Source organism: Paenibacillus lactis, from assembly GCF_017873605.1.
Classification (GTDB): Bacteria; Bacillota; Bacilli; order Paenibacillales; family Paenibacillaceae; genus Paenibacillus_AQ; species Paenibacillus_AQ lactis.
The window spans coordinates 114,433-130,090 of sequence record NZ_JAGGKI010000013.1; the positions used below are offsets into that span (position 1 = coordinate 114,433).

12 protein-coding genes are annotated in these 15,658 nt (G+C 52.5%); 9 read left to right on the top strand and 3 right to left on the bottom strand.

Annotated elements, in window-relative coordinates:
• Window positions 1-21 precede the first annotated feature (21 nt).
• The 5 genes from J2Z18_RS21655 to J2Z18_RS21675 are packed head-to-tail and all read left to right on the top strand — an operon-like array spanning window position 22 to window position 3,894.
• The gene (locus J2Z18_RS21655) at window positions 22-453 is read left to right on the top strand and encodes a PTS sugar transporter subunit IIA (RefSeq protein ID WP_007130303.1); all 432 of its coding nucleotides are present in this window, start codon (window positions 22-24) and stop codon (window positions 451-453) included.
• A 48-nt stretch (window positions 454-501) separates the two neighbouring features.
• The gene (locus J2Z18_RS21660; protein WP_007130302.1) at window positions 502-765 is read left to right on the top strand and encodes a PTS sugar transporter subunit IIB; all 264 of its coding nucleotides are present in this window, start codon (window positions 502-504) and stop codon (window positions 763-765) included.
• Window positions 766-787: 22 nt separating this feature from the next.
• Window positions 788-2,086, top strand: coding sequence for a PTS ascorbate transporter subunit IIC (gene ulaA, locus J2Z18_RS21665; protein ID WP_007130301.1), 1,299 nt, complete (start codon window positions 788-790; stop codon window positions 2,084-2,086).
• A 58-nt stretch (window positions 2,087-2,144) separates the two neighbouring features.
• On the top strand, window positions 2,145-3,137 hold the full coding sequence (locus tag J2Z18_RS21670; protein WP_007130300.1) for a phosphotriesterase family protein: 993 nt from the start codon (window positions 2,145-2,147) through the stop codon (window positions 3,135-3,137).
• Between the two features lie 10 nt (window positions 3,138-3,147).
• Window positions 3,148-3,894 carry a creatininase family protein gene (locus tag J2Z18_RS21675; protein ID WP_007130299.1) on the top strand — a complete coding sequence of 249 codons (747 nt, stop codon included), beginning with the start codon at window positions 3,148-3,150 and terminating at the stop codon, window positions 3,892-3,894.
• Window positions 3,895-3,993: 99 nt separating this feature from the next.
• Here J2Z18_RS21675 and mscL read toward each other — a convergent pair whose 3' ends face one another.
• Together mscL and J2Z18_RS21685 are read right to left on the bottom strand one after the other, a co-directional pair.
• Window positions 3,994-4,392 carry a large conductance mechanosensitive channel protein MscL gene (gene mscL / locus J2Z18_RS21680; RefSeq protein WP_276824941.1) on the bottom strand — a complete coding sequence of 133 codons (399 nt, stop codon included), beginning with the start codon at window positions 4,390-4,392 and terminating at the stop codon, window positions 3,994-3,996.
• 377 nt (window positions 4,393-4,769) lie between these two features.
• The gene (locus J2Z18_RS21685) at window positions 4,770-6,563 is read right to left on the bottom strand and encodes a hypothetical protein (protein ID WP_007130297.1); all 1,794 of its coding nucleotides are present in this window, start codon (window positions 6,561-6,563) and stop codon (window positions 4,770-4,772) included.
• Between the two features lie 823 nt (window positions 6,564-7,386).
• Between J2Z18_RS21685 and J2Z18_RS21690 the strand changes: the two genes are divergently transcribed.
• A complete protein-coding gene (locus J2Z18_RS21690) occupies window positions 7,387-10,113 on the top strand; it encodes an FIMAH domain-containing protein (protein WP_245256117.1) in 2,727 nt (908 codons plus the stop codon).
• Window positions 10,114-10,485: 372 nt separating this feature from the next.
• Window positions 10,486-11,163, top strand: coding sequence for a hypothetical protein (locus J2Z18_RS21695; protein WP_007130294.1), 678 nt, complete (start codon window positions 10,486-10,488; stop codon window positions 11,161-11,163).
• 146 nt (window positions 11,164-11,309) lie between these two features.
• Here the strand turns inward: J2Z18_RS21695 and glsA are convergent, their stop codons facing one another.
• Window positions 11,310-12,251 carry a glutaminase A gene (gene glsA / locus J2Z18_RS21700; protein ID WP_007130293.1) on the bottom strand — a complete coding sequence of 314 codons (942 nt, stop codon included), beginning with the start codon at window positions 12,249-12,251 and terminating at the stop codon, window positions 11,310-11,312.
• 180 nt (window positions 12,252-12,431) lie between these two features.
• Here glsA and J2Z18_RS21705 point away from each other — a divergent pair, with 180 nt between their 5' ends.
• Both J2Z18_RS21705 and J2Z18_RS21710 read left to right on the top strand, forming a co-directional pair.
• Window positions 12,432-12,845, top strand: coding sequence for a YugN-like family protein (locus tag J2Z18_RS21705; protein WP_007130292.1), 414 nt, complete (start codon window positions 12,432-12,434; stop codon window positions 12,843-12,845).
• Between the two features lie 404 nt (window positions 12,846-13,249).
• Complete coding sequence (locus J2Z18_RS21710; protein ID WP_007130291.1) at window positions 13,250-15,643, top strand: polyprenyl synthetase family protein; 2,394 nt, start codon at window positions 13,250-13,252, stop codon at window positions 15,641-15,643.
• Window positions 15,644-15,658: the final 15 nt, after the last annotated feature.

Here is a 15,658-nt window from a genome sequence, read left to right on the forward strand (position 1 = left end):
GAGACATGAAGGAGGAGCAAGATGCGTTTGTTTGATAAAAGCCTGGTAAATCTCGATATCGAAGTTAAGGATGCGGAGGAGGCCATCCGCGGTGCCGGACAGCTGCTGGTGGACAGCGGCGCGGCGGAGGCATCCTATGTGGAAGCCATGTTGGCGGCCTACCGAGAGAAGGGGCCTTACATCGTGATCGCCCCGCATATTGCGCTTCCCCATGCCAAAGCGGAGAGCGGCGTCCATGAAGCTGCGGTCGCTTTTGCCCGATTGAAGGAGCCGGTCAAGTTCGGCCATGCCGACAATGACCCGGTGGATCTGGTCTTCGCGCTAGGATCATCGTCAAGCTCTGACCATATCAAGCTGCTGCGCACCTTATCCTCGCTCCTGACCGATCCGGCGAATATCGAAGCGATCCGCAGCGCCAAAAGCGCGGAGGAGCTTGAGAATTTATTGAAGTAATCCGTCATGGATATCCGTATCAAACCTAAATTACAGGAGGTAATCGAAATGAAAATCATATGTGTGTGCGGACTAGGACAAGGCACGAGTTTGATTCTGCGAATGAACGTGGAGAATGTGCTGAAAGATCTCGGTGTTCAAGCGGACGTCGAGCATACGGATGTCTCAACGGCTTCAGGGATGTCTGCTGATTTTATCGTGACCAGCAACGAATTGGCGCAAAGTCTGCCGGGCCATTCCGCTACGATTGTCATCGTCAACAATTACTTCGACCTGAACGAAATCAAGGAAAAGCTTCAGGAAGCTCTATAAAAAGTAACGAGGGGGAACGCTCGTGAGTGTTATATCCTGGATTGCAACGAATATTTTCGGGACTCCTGCCGTTCTGCTTGGTTTCATTGTTCTGCTCGGATTATTACTGCAGAAGAAATCGGCAAGCCAGATCGTCAGCGGCACCTTCAAGGCGATTATCGGCTTCTTGATCATCGGCGCAGGATCCGACGTTATTGTGAAAGCACTCAATGTTTTCGAACCGATGTGGAAGGAAGTGTTCGGCCTTAAATCGGAATCGCTAGGGCAGTTTCTGGGCCAGGATTCGTTTAATGCCCAATACGGAAGCGCGATTACGCTGGCGATGCTGGCCGGATTTATGATCAACGTCCTGCTCGCCCGGTTTACCCGGTTCAAGTATATTTACCTGACCGGACATATGATGTTCTGGACCACCACCGTATTTGCGGGCATCGTCGTGCACACGGCAGGCGGGAGCGTCCCGCAATGGAAGCTTGTGCTGTTCCTAGCGGTTATCCTTGGCCTGTACTGGACGTTTCAGCCTGCGCTCACGCAGCCGTTTATGCGAAAAATTACCGGAAACGATAACATCGCGCTTGGGCACAGCTCGGCATCCGTCGCGCTGCTTGCGGCCCTGCTCGGGAAGTGGATCGGCAATAAGGAGAATGATTCGGAGAAGATCAAGGTACCGAAAGGGCTTGAATTCCTAAGGGATTCGAACGTCATCACGGCGCTTAGCATGGGTGTGCTGTTCCTGATTGGCGCGATCATTCTCTCGCTGAAAGGAACGCCTGCTGCACAGGAGCTGATCGCCCAGTCCGGAGAGCAGAACTTTTTGGTCTATTCCATCATGCAATCGTTTACTTTCGCCGGGGGCATCGCGATCGTGCTGCTGGGGGTCCGGATGTTCATCGGCGAGCTGGTGCCGGCTTTTAACGGGATTGCGACGAAGCTCGTGCCTGGCGCGAAACCTGCGCTTGATTCACCGGTGACCTACCCTTATGCCCCGAATGCCGTCGTGCTCGGATTCGTCGGCGCATTCGCCGGTGCGTTAATCTGGCTTGTCGTCCTTGGGAACACGATGTCGTATATCTTTGTTCCGACGATGATCGTCCTGTTCTTCCATGGCGCCACCGCCGGCGTGTTCGGCAATTCGACAGGAGGCGTCCGCGGAGCGCTGCTAGGCGGATTCATCACATCTACCGTCGTGGCATGGGGTCAATTCATCATGGTGCGATTCCTGATCTCGACCACCATCCCGGATACGGCCATGTGGGCCGCCGATTCGGATATGTTTATCCTCGGACCGATCATCCGCTTCTTGTCGGAGCTGTTGTTCTGAATCGGCGTGCCGATCTTCCTGATCGGAATCAATTATGGAGAAGAAAGGGGAACACAACATGAGCTTTATACGAACGCTTGACGCGGATATTCCCAAAGAAGAACTAGGCTTCACCTATTCTCACGAGCATATCGTGTGCCGCCCTGCCTACTGGTCCGAGCGGGGGGAGGATGATCTCCTGCTCGATGACCCGGCTAAATCCAAACAGGATGTCCTTGATTTCAAAAAGCACGGGGGACAGACGATTGTAGACGCCACGGCCGTCGATTACGGACGTGACGTGCCTGCCGTCCACGACATCATGGAACAAACGGGCGTCCGGATCATCGGGACGGCAGGCTTTAACAAGAGCTTCCTCTGGGATGCGTCTATCAAGGAAGAGCTCAAGCCGATCATCGGTAATTACCGTACGTACTATGAATGGATTGAGAGTGCTACCATCAATGAATTGGCTGATTTCGTCATCCGGGAAGTGGAAGAAGGTCTGGAAGGAACGCCGTTTCGCGCCGGTCAGGTGAAATTCGGAACCGGATATAACCGGATAACCCCGCTCGAGGAGAAGACGCTGCGCGCGGTAGCCCGGGCCCATCATGAGACGAAGGCTCCGGTTCATTCCCACACCGAAGTCGGCACGATGGCTTTGGAGCAGATCGAGCTGCTGCGAAGCGAGAACGTGGACCTGAGTTACTTAAGCCTCGGTCATATGGATCGTAATCCGGATCCGTATTATCATGAACAGATTGCAAGAACAGGGGCCTACTTGTCGTTCGATGGCATCGGCAAAATCAAATACGCTCCAGAGAGCACCCGGATCGAGCTCATTCTGGAGCTTGTCCGCAAAGGATACGCCGGTCAAATTCTGATCAGCGGGGATACCGCCCGCAAATCGTATTACAAGCACTATGACCACGGTCCCGGATTGGAGTTCATCATTGCCAAGTGGGTGCCGCGATTCATCGATGAGGCCGAGCGGGCGGGGTTTGACGGACAGGAGCTGATCCGCCGGTTTTTCGTCGATAATCCGGCAAACTGCTTCGCTTTTAAGCGATAGGGGGATTTGGATGGATTATCAACAGCAGAATGCTTACGACATCGGCGAGCTGATTAAACGCAAGGGCTGCGCGATATTGCCGGTCGGCGCCGTTGAGGCGCATGGACCCCATCTGCCGCTAGGAACGGATAATCTGCTGGCGGAGCGTCTGGCCGAGCGTCTGGCAGAACTTACGGACAGCCTGGCGCTGCCGACGCTGCCTTACGGGCAGGTTTGGAGTCTTCAGCATTTCCCCGGCAGCCTGAGCGTATCCAATGAAGCGCTGATCCGAATCCTCTATGATATCGGCGAGAGTCTGGTACGGCAAGGCTTCCGAATTTTTGTCATGCTGAACGGACACCTCGGGAACATGCCCGCATTAAAAGACGCCGCCCGAATGCTGTACAATGATCACCCTGAATTGAAAGTCTATTATTTCTTCTATCCGGGTACCGGAGAGGCCATATCCAGGATTCGCGAGACGCCGTCCACCCACGCATCGTATTTTCACGCATGCGAGCTTGAGACCTCCTACATGCTCTATCTTGCCGAAGAATATGTCGACATGGACAAGGCGATCCGGGATATACCCCAAATCGGGCTTGAAGCCGATTGCACCCCAACACCATGGGAAACCTTCACCTCTTCGGCTGTTTTGGGCGATGCGACGCTGGCTACGAAAGAGAAGGGAGAGCAAGTGATCGAGGCGTCGCTGGCCGCGATGACCGCCATGATCCTTGGGGCGAAGCAGCGGCTTCAACAGCGCAGGGAAGCTTAATGGAGCTGCTCGGTGCCTTTATGAAGGGGGCGGCTTTAACAGGCTTCATCAAAAAAGGGAGTATGTTTTCGATTAATCGAAAACATACTCCCTTAGCGCTTACGAGCGGCCTGCTTCGTTTTGCTGCTTCAGCAGATCGCGGATTTCGGTTAGCAGCACCTCTTCCTTGGATGGAGCAGGAGGCTCGTCCGGTTTGGCTTCTTCTTTTCGCTTGAAGCGGTTGAGGGTTCGAATGAACATGAAAATCGAGAAAGATACGATCAGAAAGTCCACGACCGTCTGCAGGAATATCCCGTACGTAATCGTTGCGTCTCCAAGGGTTGTCTTCAACCCGGATAAATCAACGCCGCCGATCAGCAAGCCGATCAGCGGCATGATAATGTCGCTAACCAGCGAGGATACGATTTTACCAAAGGCGGAACCGATGATGACCCCGATGGCCAGATCCAATACGTTCCCCTTCAGCGCAAAGGCTTTAAATTCTTTTAACAGATTCATAATTAATCACCTGCTTTCCTTCTTTAGATGAAATAGCGTTCATCCATGCGCTGAAATTCTCTGACCCTAGCATCAGATCTATGTACGGGGAATCGAGATTATCCTTATCTGATATGTGCTTGGTTTCAGAAGTTTTGCGCTGTTCAAACGCCAGCCGTTCGATGATCGGACCTATTTCGAGAGAAGAATGCCCCTTACGAAATGTCCTTCATCATGGTAGCGTCAAGATTTCGGTTCGTCAATCTTTTTTCTTTCAACAACCATAGACACAAATAGACAAGTTCACACCCTTGATGACGATTCTCGCCAAACGGAACAAGGGGCGCCCTCCAGATCCGAGATCATGCGGGACACCCCAAATTATTTACGCAAAACCGTCAAGGCTTAGCGTTCTTCCAGTATTCGTAAGCATGAACCACATTGCCGGCGTAAGCAGGGGAATCCTGCAGCAATTCAGGCAGCTTTGCCAGCTCTTCTTCCATGTAGGCCGCGCCTTCTTCATAGAAGGTGATATGGTTGCCTTCATGGCTTGCTTTCATTTCTACAGAGAGGATGATCGGCTTTCCAAGCTCATTAGCAAATCCGATTTCCTCTTTGGAGACGCTGACGATCCCGTTCGAGCCTGCTGCGGTGTCACGGAAGGCCATCAACGATACATGATCCATCCGGTCGATCATCCATTTGCTGAGGGATATGTCTGAGCCGGGAGCCTTGTGCTTGTCAAGCCAGACGGCCATATCCATGCTGGCTTCAAGGCTGGAGTCCTTCTTCAGCTCGCTTACGAAGGCGTCCAAATTGGACGTCCATTCCGCAATAACCCGGTCCGAATCGGCCCACCAGGCGGGCAGGACATACGGCTCGATATCCAGATGAATGCCATGGAATCGTTCATCGCCGGCAACGGAGCGGTTATATTCTTTTACATAGTTCACCAGTTTCATCATCCGTGGACGGTTCTCCTGCAGCGCCCATATCGGATGGCCGCCCATGGCATGTACTTCAATGCCTGCTGCGGAGGCTTGTTTGACAAAAGAAGAATACGAATCGAACGGCTGTTCCAAATCCAACCTTACATACAGCCAATTCAGTTTCTTCTCCTTCGCAAACGCCAAAATGCCTTGACCGTCTTCAACCACGTCACGCGCTTCCCAAATATAGGTGCCTCTTACCCGGGAATCCCGCTCAATCGGGTCCGCATCCGGAACCGTCCCGCCGCCACCAGGATCAGGGGTTGTAGGAGGGGTCGGATTCGGCGCAGGGTTCTCTCCGTTAGGGGGTGTAGCCCCGTCACCGCCTGTCGGCATGTCCCTCCAGCTTCGGGCGTCGTGGATAGCCAGTCCCGCGAATGAGCTGTAAGAGCTCAGATCGGCGGATAATTGTTCCAATGTGCTGGACAGATATTCCCGGCCAAGTCCATGGAATGTCGTGTGGGCTTCGCCGGGCATCTCCTTCGTATTCACCGCCACTACGACCCGCTTTCCGAGCCGATCCGCCAGCTCGAGCTCAGCCTGGGTCAGGGACCGGATTCCATGCTCGGAATCCAACTGGTTCCGGTAAGACATAACGGTGACATGGTCAAAGGATCCCATGAGCCATTCATTGATCGGAGTGCCGTCTTCCAGGGTGTATGAATCAAACCAGAAGGGGATATCGATCCCTAGCTCTAGCCCGCTTCCCGAGATACGGCTAAGAAAAGCGCTTATATTGCTCTTCCAGGATGATATAACCTCTTCCTGACGAATTTCCCATTCGGGCAGCACGTAGGGCTCGATATCAAGATGGAGCCCGTCAAACCGGCCGTTCTCCGGCACGCCTGCGTTATAGTCATTCACCCAATCGGCAAGGCCCAGCATATCCGGCAAATGCTTCTCAAGCGCCCACCCCGGATCGCCCCCCAGCGCGTGGACTGCAATATTAGCCGCATGGGCCTTCTCGACAAAGGTTTGATAAATCTCTGCAGACATTTGACGATTAATTTGCAAATAGATCAGGTTAATGCCTTCCTCATGCGAATAATCAAGGAGCTCTTCACCGCCATCCTTGATCCATTCGGTCTGCCATACCCAGGTAGCTTTCACCTTGGCCTGCTCTGCATATGCCGGTGTCTGCAACCCTACCAGAAGCAGTGCCATTAGAAGGCCGGCAAGCTTCTGGCATGCTCGTACATTCATAGTTTCCCTCCATTCCTCCAAAACTCTTTCTTTGTAAACGGGGTTATTATATCACTGATGATTTGGAAAGGGATGAGCCCTTGTTCTTACAGGACTCTGCCTATCGCACAATCAGGAATATACGTTCGGGTAACATGGAACTAGTCCCTGATTAAAGTGAAATAACGCTGAAAGAGAAAATTGATAAAACTGGAAAATTTGAGGCTAACCGCTCAGGTAAAAAGTTACGGGGCCAGAGTCCGTCCTTAACCATGCGTCATGGTTTCCGCTGTTCGCCGTTAAAAGGTCCTAGAGTCTAACCCGGGGAAGATTAAATCCGAATGTGTTTATGTATTTCTATCCATTTAGCAAATTCCACAAGCCGAATGCCCGTTGTTTGGAATACTGCGCAGGTTCGAAATTGCAACGGGTGCGAAAAATCACAGATGGTGGAAATACGCTCCTTTACGAAAAAAAGAAGGCATTCATATACTAAAGGTGCCTATAGCTGCTTCTAGGTTGGTGATGGAGGAGCTGAACCGATGCAGCCCCAGCAACTCATCTTGGAAGGCGAATGGCGGGACGTCCAATAGATTACCGATCATGACGGTCGTGATGGTGAAGGTCGTGATCACGAAGGGGGGAAGAGGCGAAATCGAATCCAACGGTTTGACATTGAAATTGGACGCGTTACACGCGGATTACGGTACGAGGAGGGGGATAGCGAACTTATAAGGTAAATTTTGCTGACGAATGGATGTAAAGCGCTTTCACAAAAGACAAGAAACGGGGGATCTCATTTATGCAAAAAAGGGTCGTTTACGCAAAAAAGAGCTTGGTTTTCATGCTTGCGCTCATGCTGGTTCTCGTATCGCAATGGTGGCTCGCCGCTCCAGCGGATGCACGGGTGGACAAAGCATTCGGCGAACCGGTAACCATCGGTTCCCCAATTGAGAATGTAGCCATTTTTGATGCAGCTTTCGGCAAAGAAGATGGCAGGGATGTCATGTATACGACGGTAACGGGCAAGCCGGCCATCTTCCAGGTTGTTGATCTGGTCAGCAGGGAGGTGCTGCGCAAATACAGACTGGAAGGAACCGAGAGCTCCTGGACTCATGTAACCCTGCCGGACGGTACAGTCTATATTGGCGGTAACGGCAAGCTGTATACGTATTCGCCTGCAACGAAAGAGCTGCGCGATCTGGGCGGGATCGGAGAGAGCGTTGTTTATGGGCTGACATATGACGAGCAGGGCAGGGTCTATTTCGGTTCTTATCCGAATGCCAAGGTAGGCCGCTATGATCCCTCCACCGGCGAGATGAGAGATTACGGCAGCGTGATGCCTGGCCAGAGCTATACCCGGGCCACGGCCTACCATAACGGATACTTGTATGCTGGGATCGGCATTCAGGGAAGCCTTGTGAAAGTGAACGTGGAAACGGGGGAGAAAGAGCCTATTCCGCTGCCGACATACGGCGGTGCGGTGCAGAATGCGCAAGTCTATCAGCTTGATGCTGCCGGCAAGTATATCGTAGCCGGCTTGAGCGGAGGGAATAACGCACTGCTGTTCTATGACACGGAAGCCGGGGCTTGGAGCGACACCTATTTTCTGGACAATAAGGGGATTCGTTTATCGTATGGCGAGCCGGGCAGCAATAAGGTGTATTTCGTACAGAACAACCGATTGATGGAGCTGGATCTCATCTCGATGGAGGCGGTCGACACCGGAATCGAATATACCACCTATCTTCGCAATACCGCTTGGATCGAGATGCCGAATGATCCGGATCTCCCGGGAAAATCGCTTGCGACCGTCATGTGGTCGGGGGCGGTTGCTTATATGAATTTGGAGACGAAGAAGGTCAAGTCGGTTACCTACCCGTTCTCTGGTAATCCGATTCCGATCCAAACGCTGGAGAAAGGGCCCGACGGCAAGCTGTACATGAGCGGCTATCCTGGAGGAAAAGGGGCTTCATATTCCCCGATCACCGGCGAAATCGAGACCTTCTCCTTAGGTCAGGCCGAAGGCATGGCTGCACTCGGTGACAAAATGTACTTCGGTCTCTATCCGGGAGGCCGCATTTGGGAGCTGGACGTCAATCAGCCGATCCAGGATGGGGTGAATCCGAAAGAGATTTATAAAATTCCCCACCAGGACAGGCCGTTCATCATGACGCCTGGCGATGGCAAGCTGTTTATCGGCACGATCCCGGACTACGGCGAGCTGGGAGGCTCGCTGACCGTGTATGATCCTTCGCTCGGGCCTGAGCAAGGGTTTACCGTCTATGAAGATGTCGTGCACAACCAATCGATTGTCGGCCTTGCCGTCCGCAACGGGAAGCTGTATGGTTCGACTACCGTGGCCGGCGGGCTTGGCATCGATCCGACGGAGACGGCAGCCAAAATATTTGTGTGGGATATCGCCAGCGGTAAAAAGCTTCAGGAATTCGTTCCTTCGATCCCGGGCGCAACCGTTCAACCAGGGATGATCAGCGGACTCAGCATCGGCCCTGACGGATTGCTGTGGGCAGCGGCGGACGGGACGATCTTCGCCATGGACCCGGAGACGATGAACATCGTGAAGAGCGCGAATATTTATCCGTCCGTATCCAATTATGGAAGATGGCGCCCGGCACACATCCGGTGGGGCGAAGACGGTTATATGTACACCACGCTTGCGGGCAGGATTACCGTGATCGATCCGAACGAGCCGGAAGCGGCGGTCACGCTGTCGACAACGCCATTGATGACGCTCGGTGATGACGGACATATCTATTATTCGGATGATACCTTACTTAAAAAAATCGAAGTGACGAAAGGCGACGGAGCCGTTCACATTCCGATCGAGCTCCCAATCTTGAACGGAAGCTTTGACCAATCTGCAGAGAACGGCATGATCCCCGGCTGGAGCCCCTTGTTCAATAAAACGCCGAACGTGTCTTTCGGATTAAGCAATGAGCAGAGCGTAAGCGGCCCGAGCAGCTTGTACATCACGGATGCTTCCGCGACGGAAACGGTGGCCGTTGCATCCGATTCCGTTCCCGTGAAGCCCGGGACGGCGTATACGGCGAGATTCCAGGTTTACCTTAAGGAAGGACGCACCCTTGCATCAATGAACTACTATGATGCCAACCATAAGCAAGTGGGCGGGACCTCGCTTCAAATTACAGCAGGCAGTGGCAAATGGCAGCAGCTTGAGATGAGCGCCGTCGCTCCGGAGAATGCAGCTTACGTAAGATTGGTCTTGTTCTGCTCCCAGCTGTGGACGACGAAGGCGTATTATGATGATGCATCCATATCCTATACGGAGACAGTCACGCCGGATCAGCTGCCGGATTGGCTGGAGTCCCAAATCGACCAAGGGAAGGTTCGACACCCGCTCGCGCAGCAGCTTACAAATGCAATTCGGCAAGCGCATTTCCACTATGGGGAGGGACGCCTCGAACAAGCCGTTCATCAGTTGGAAAATGCGCTGAAGCATCTGGAACGCTCGGGGGAGGAGGACATCCAGGCAAATGCCCGGAATGGGATCCAAAGCGTAATCCGCGCGTTCATCCAGTCCTGGCAATGAAATAGTTATAAGAATTCATTTTATTTGGTCCATGAAGAGAGAGCTGGAAATTAACCCTTTCCATGCTCTCTTTTTTGTGCGAATGGATCGTATGGGTGCTCATTTCAGGCATTTGCCCAGAATTTCGTCTAGCGTTTATACTAAGAAGGTGAGTTGAAGAGTATAATATATGATCTGATACAAGTAATAACCAAGAAGCTGTCCAGGATCGGCAATGGAACGCTAGCCCTTATTCCGATTGTTGCTTGTCAAAGGTCCCGCACGGCATTTACAGTCATAAGTGGACAAGCACAAGTGCGAGCCTGCAAAACGCTGATCCTTTCGAGCGTAAAGATCTATGCAAGTTATGCTGATAGCCAAATGAGGTGGCTTATGAACACGGAAGAATGGAAGCAGGCTGAAAAGGCTTTATCCAGCATGGAGGTCATGAAGCAGGGAACTAACGATCCGGTGACCATTGAAGGCGAATCGAATGACCTGCACTGCATCGGGATCGGCACAGATGCTGCGGTATTTGTCTATGAACCGCTGCCACACTATGCTTACAAGTTGTACGCGGCAGAAGCGCTTCCCAAAAAGGAAGCCGAAATTCGCGTGTACAGCTCTCTGCAAGGAAGCCCTTATTTCCCTACGTTTTACGGTGCGGGAGAGCGTTATGTGGCGATCAGCCGGGAGAGCGGGATGACATTGTATGATTGTCTACTGTACGGCGTGCCGGTACCGAGGCAAGTCATTGATGATGTGGAGGCAGCACGAAGCTTCGTCAGGGAGAAAGGGCTCAATCCCAGAGATATTCATTTGAAAAATGTGCTGCTGCAAAACGGCCGTGGCAAAGTGCTGGATGTTTCAGAGTATATCCAGAGCGGTAACGACAGGCGATGGGAGCATCTTCTGTGGGCGTACGACAATGTGTATCCGCTCATCGAAGGCAAGAAGCTGCCGCTGTGGGTATTGGAGGCGGTGAAGAACGGGTATTATCGGCTCGATCCGTCCAGCGTTAATCTGCAGGAATTCGCCGAGCGGATCAAAAAGCTGTTTTTCAACCGGTAGCTTGCAGAACGGATGTCCCTGTCAATTGAAGAAACCGCGTATGCTGCGCGGTTTCTTTTTTATGTAAATGTGAGAGCTCTTACCCCTGGCGGTATCCATCGAACGGACATGCCCTAATCAGGTGCACAGCTGGTCCCGTTTGGTTGTCAAAACATGCTCCAATCAAGCTCTCTCGATATAACCTCCAGTAAATGCACGCCAGCTTGGCTGTTTCCCTTGTCGTTAAGCGCGGGGCCGAATACGCCAATGCCGTACTGTCCGGGGACAAGCGCTAAGATGCCGCCGGAGACCCCGCTTTTGGCGGGCAGCCCGACCTGAATGGCGAATTCGCCTGACGCATTGTACATTCCGCATGTCGTCATGAAGGTTTTGGCGATCTGAACGTATCGCCTTGGGATCAGCCGGTTTCCCGTGAGCGGATCGAGACCTCCGCAAGCAAGGACCAGCCCCATGCGGGCCAGGTCGGCGCAATCGGCCTGAATGGAGCAATGCCGGAAGTAGACGTCAAGCACAGCCTCGACATTTCCCGAGAGCACCCCGTTTTGTTTGAGAAAATAAGCAATGGACCTGTTCAGATTGCCGGTTTCGGATTCGGAGCGGTACACTGCCTCATCGCAGCTTAGCTGCCGGTTGCCGGCAAGCACCCGCAGGAAATCGAGGATCCGTCCGTATACCTCCTCCGGGCTGCTGCCCCGGATTAGCGATGAAATCGTGATGGCCCCTGCGTTGATCATCGGATTGAACGGAATGCCCGGGCGAACGAGCTCCAGCTTCAGCATGGAGTTGAAGTTGTCGCCGGTCGGCTCCATGCCGACCTTACGGAACACCTCCTCTTCACCGTTATCCATCAATGCAAGTATCAGCGTAAAGACTTTAGAGATGCTCTGCATCGTGAACTTTTTTCCGCAATCACCTGCAGTCGCGGATTCGCCGCTTGCATGCAGCAGGCTGACACCGAGGGCATTGTGCGGGGATTTGGACAGTTCGGGAATGTAGGACGCAACTCTTCCGCTTGCGGCGTATGGACGGCTCGCTTCCACCCATTCCGCCAGCCGTTCTCGTATCGTTCCGATGTCATAAGATGGCACGTTCCCATCTCCTTTGGCAAATATATAAAGAATTGGTCATAGCATTCGTTGATGGAAGCCGCTTTATCCCTTCATTATGCATTTCATAGTTTTGGTTCATGGATTTCTGCCGCTTGAAAAGTATAGCAGCAGCTGCCTGAGTCCATCCTTTAATATATAACGGGCAAGGGGGCTAAGCGAATGAGAAACCTGGAATCTAGGCTGGAGAACATCGAAGGCAGATTCGACGAAATCGATAAATACTTTTGCACCCATCAGTTCTCTTTAGCGGGCAACTGGGATTATAAGCACGGGTATTTGGACAAGCGCCTGGATCATGAACGAATGGTATGGCTGCGGATCCCGTTTCATGTCACGAGGGGCAGCCTTGACGGGGAATGCGGCGGGTGTAAGGCCACGGTCAAACTCGGACGTCCCTTTGTGTTCCGTCATATCTACAATACAGGGACGGACAAGCATGCGAGGCCGCGATTGATCGGAGCGTTGTTTGATCAGTTTCAGTCGCCGATTGATCCGGATGCCTCTTTGGATGACCAATGGGTTGAACAAGCCAAGCAAGCACTGCAGGAAGTAGAAGCAGGATATCTTCAATAAACGGGAGAACGCAGCGGCAGGACGTTGATCCTGGCTGGTTCCGATTTGAGAGATAAGTAAGCATCATACCTGAACGATAAAGGCTGCTGATCATCGGCAGCCTTTATTGTGTATGCTAAAAGATACAGCAATAGACCCCCCGGATGTTATCACGATCACGGAAAAAACGATAACGAAAAGGTTTGCTGCTTGAGGTAGAGGGAACGGAACATGCATAGACTGGATATGAAAGACGATTCAAAGCGTTTTAGCTGCGCGGCAGGCTGGCGTATCCCGGATTTTGGACGATCGCTGATCTTCTGATGACGATTTCGTAACCGATGGAGTTCTTTCACGTATAAAGGAATGAATATGTTCGGACGTTTAACGTATCTAATCCAATTAGAAGCTGAGGTAATGCATCAATGAATGTGGAGCTTACAGATTATGCCGACCTGTGGTATCAGCAAGCAGAGCAGAAAGCTGCCCGGTATTTTGAGACCTTGCATGCACAGGTTACGGATCAAACCTATGTGGACGGTCTGGCAGAAGATATCCGATTGTGGAGCAGGAAGCATATCCGCCGTCAACCGTGGCTGTCCTTTATGAGCCGGGGAACGGGCAAACCTGATTCACGGGATTATCATCGATATATGAGATGGCTGAATTATACTGGGAAATTGAAGGACTACCTGGATCGCAGCGTGTCCTATATTTATATGAGAGATCTTGGCAAAGCGCTGGATTGTCCGAAGACCCAGTCCCGGATCAAACAAGTCGTCAATGGTCTTGAACAGTTTCTGATCCGCTCTGCCGGGACCGGCGGGGGGCAGCAGCCGCCGTTCATAAGCTTGGCTGGCCTGTACCGCTGGGCCCAGAAGGAAGGCGTTGAGAGCGCCGTGATCTGGGTGATGAACAAGCTGAAAAACGTTGCGGGCCATATCCCGGAAGACATGAATCCGGAGCATGCCCAGCGCAAGCTCATCAAAATCATCGTCGGCGTCGTGATGCATGCCATCGAAGAGGTGGAAGAGTCCCCCGGCGAAATATTTCCCGCAGAGCGTGCACGCAGGCTGGATCATGCCATCCGACTCGGCTATTCTTACGGATTGACTTACCCGTATATTGACGATCTTCTCGATTCCGGGGTGCTGAATGATCAGGAGAAGGAGCGTTATTCCCGCATGATCCGGAGCGCGCTGCTTACGGGCACGGTACCGGCGCTTGGAACGTGGACCGGCACCAATATGAACCTGATCCGCTTTATACACGCCGAGCTTCGCGAAGCCTTTGAATACATTAAAGGACATCAACGGCCGGAATTCAGAATGCTGTTCTTCGAGCAATCCTATGTATTCTTTCATTCCCAGCATCTGGACCGCGTGAAGGATTTATCGAATGCCGATTACACCAATGAAGAGCTTTATTTGCCGATTATTTTGAAATCCTCCTCCTCCCGATTGATTGTTCGTTCGGTATTGAGCGCTCCGGAGGACGAGGGCTTCGACCAGCGTACATTTTATTACGGGATTTATAACCAGCTGGCCGATGACTTCGCGGATATGTTCGACGATATGAGGGATGGAGCGGTAACGCCGTATACTTATTTCTTGAAATACAGGGAGCAGCGTCCCGATTTAATCAACCCGTACGAATTGTACTGGACGGTCATTGCGCATTTGATTCGAAACGTATACCGTTCGGACGCCATGACGCGCGAGGTGATCCTGGATCGTGCCATCAACGGTCTTAAACGATGCAAAGCGCGGCTCGGTTCAGACCAATATAACGAGATTATGAGCGTGCTCGCCTCCGGACAGCCAGAGCTCCACCGCCTTATTCAGCGGATGGTCCGAAAAGCGGACGATGTGGATTTTCTCGATAAACTGCTTCGGGACCAGATGGTCACGATACTGAAAAATGAAAGACAGCAGCAGGAAGAGTTCTTCGATACGGTTCAGTCGGTCCGCGAGCAGATTAATAATCAGCTCCGCATAGCAGAGCCGGAGAATCTTCCTCCGATGAAGACCTCGCTGATTGAAGCGGCCAACTACAGCCTGGATGGGGACGGAAAGCGGCTGCGGCCCATCCTGACATGGGTGATGGGCGTGAAGGAATACGGGCTTGATGCCTCAGCGATCATCCCTCTTTTAAAATCACTGGAGTATATGCATACCGCTTCCTTGATTTTTGATGATTTGCCATCGCAGGACAATGCGTCCACCCGCCGGGGAAGAGCAACCCTGCATGAGGTGTATGACAGCTCAACAGCCGAGTTAACCGGTCTGTACCTGATCCAGAAGGCGACGGAAGAACAAGCGTCCCTGAGCGGTTTCGATCCTAAGGTCGTCCTCCGCTTGATGCGCTATTCTTCGCAGAAAGCCGGGGAGATGTGCATGGGGCAGGCGATGGACCTTCAATCCAAGGGAGCGGCGCTCACGCTTCAGGAGCTGAACCGGATCTGCTTCTACAAAACCGGCATTGCATTCGAGGCTTCACTGGTCATGCCGGCGATCCTCGCCCGTGTCAACGAGACGGAGATCTCCGCCTTGAAGCGGTATGCCTACCATGCCGGCATCGCATTTCAAATCAAGGATGATCTGCTTGATGCGGAAGGCGATCAGGTTGTCCTCGGGAAGCCGACGCGTCAAGATGTAGAGAACAATACGTCGACTTTTGTGACCATCCTTGGCATAGAGGGCGCCAAACGAGAAATGTGGGAGCATTATTGCCTGGCGATGGAAGCGTTGGATGAACTTCCCCGTCCGATCGCCTTTCTCACGCATCTCCTGAATTATATGGTGAATCGCGAAAATTAAAAGGACCGCCAACGT

Coding starts and splice junctions, on each gene's coding strand:
- J2Z18_RS21655 (WP_007130303.1), top strand. CDS start 22: ATGCGTTTGTTTGATAAAAGCCTGGTAAATCTCGATATCGAAGTTAAG.
- J2Z18_RS21660 (WP_007130302.1), top strand. CDS start 502: ATGAAAATCATATGTGTGTGCGGACTAGGACAAGGCACGAGTTTGATT.
- J2Z18_RS21670 (WP_007130300.1), top strand. CDS start 2,145: ATGAGCTTTATACGAACGCTTGACGCGGATATTCCCAAAGAAGAACTA.
- J2Z18_RS21675 (WP_007130299.1), top strand. CDS start 3,148: ATGGATTATCAACAGCAGAATGCTTACGACATCGGCGAGCTGATTAAA.
- mscL (WP_276824941.1), bottom strand. CDS start 4,392: ATGAATCTGTTAAAAGAATTTAAAGCCTTTGCGCTGAAGGGGAACGTA.
- J2Z18_RS21685 (WP_007130297.1), bottom strand. CDS start 6,563: ATGAATGTACGAGCATGCCAGAAGCTTGCCGGCCTTCTAATGGCACTG.
- J2Z18_RS21690 (WP_245256117.1), top strand. CDS start 7,387: ATGCTTGCGCTCATGCTGGTTCTCGTATCGCAATGGTGGCTCGCCGCT.
- J2Z18_RS21695 (WP_007130294.1), top strand. CDS start 10,486: ATGAACACGGAAGAATGGAAGCAGGCTGAAAAGGCTTTATCCAGCATG.
- J2Z18_RS21705 (WP_007130292.1), top strand. CDS start 12,432: ATGAGAAACCTGGAATCTAGGCTGGAGAACATCGAAGGCAGATTCGAC.
- J2Z18_RS21710 (WP_007130291.1), top strand. CDS start 13,250: ATGAATGTGGAGCTTACAGATTATGCCGACCTGTGGTATCAGCAAGCA.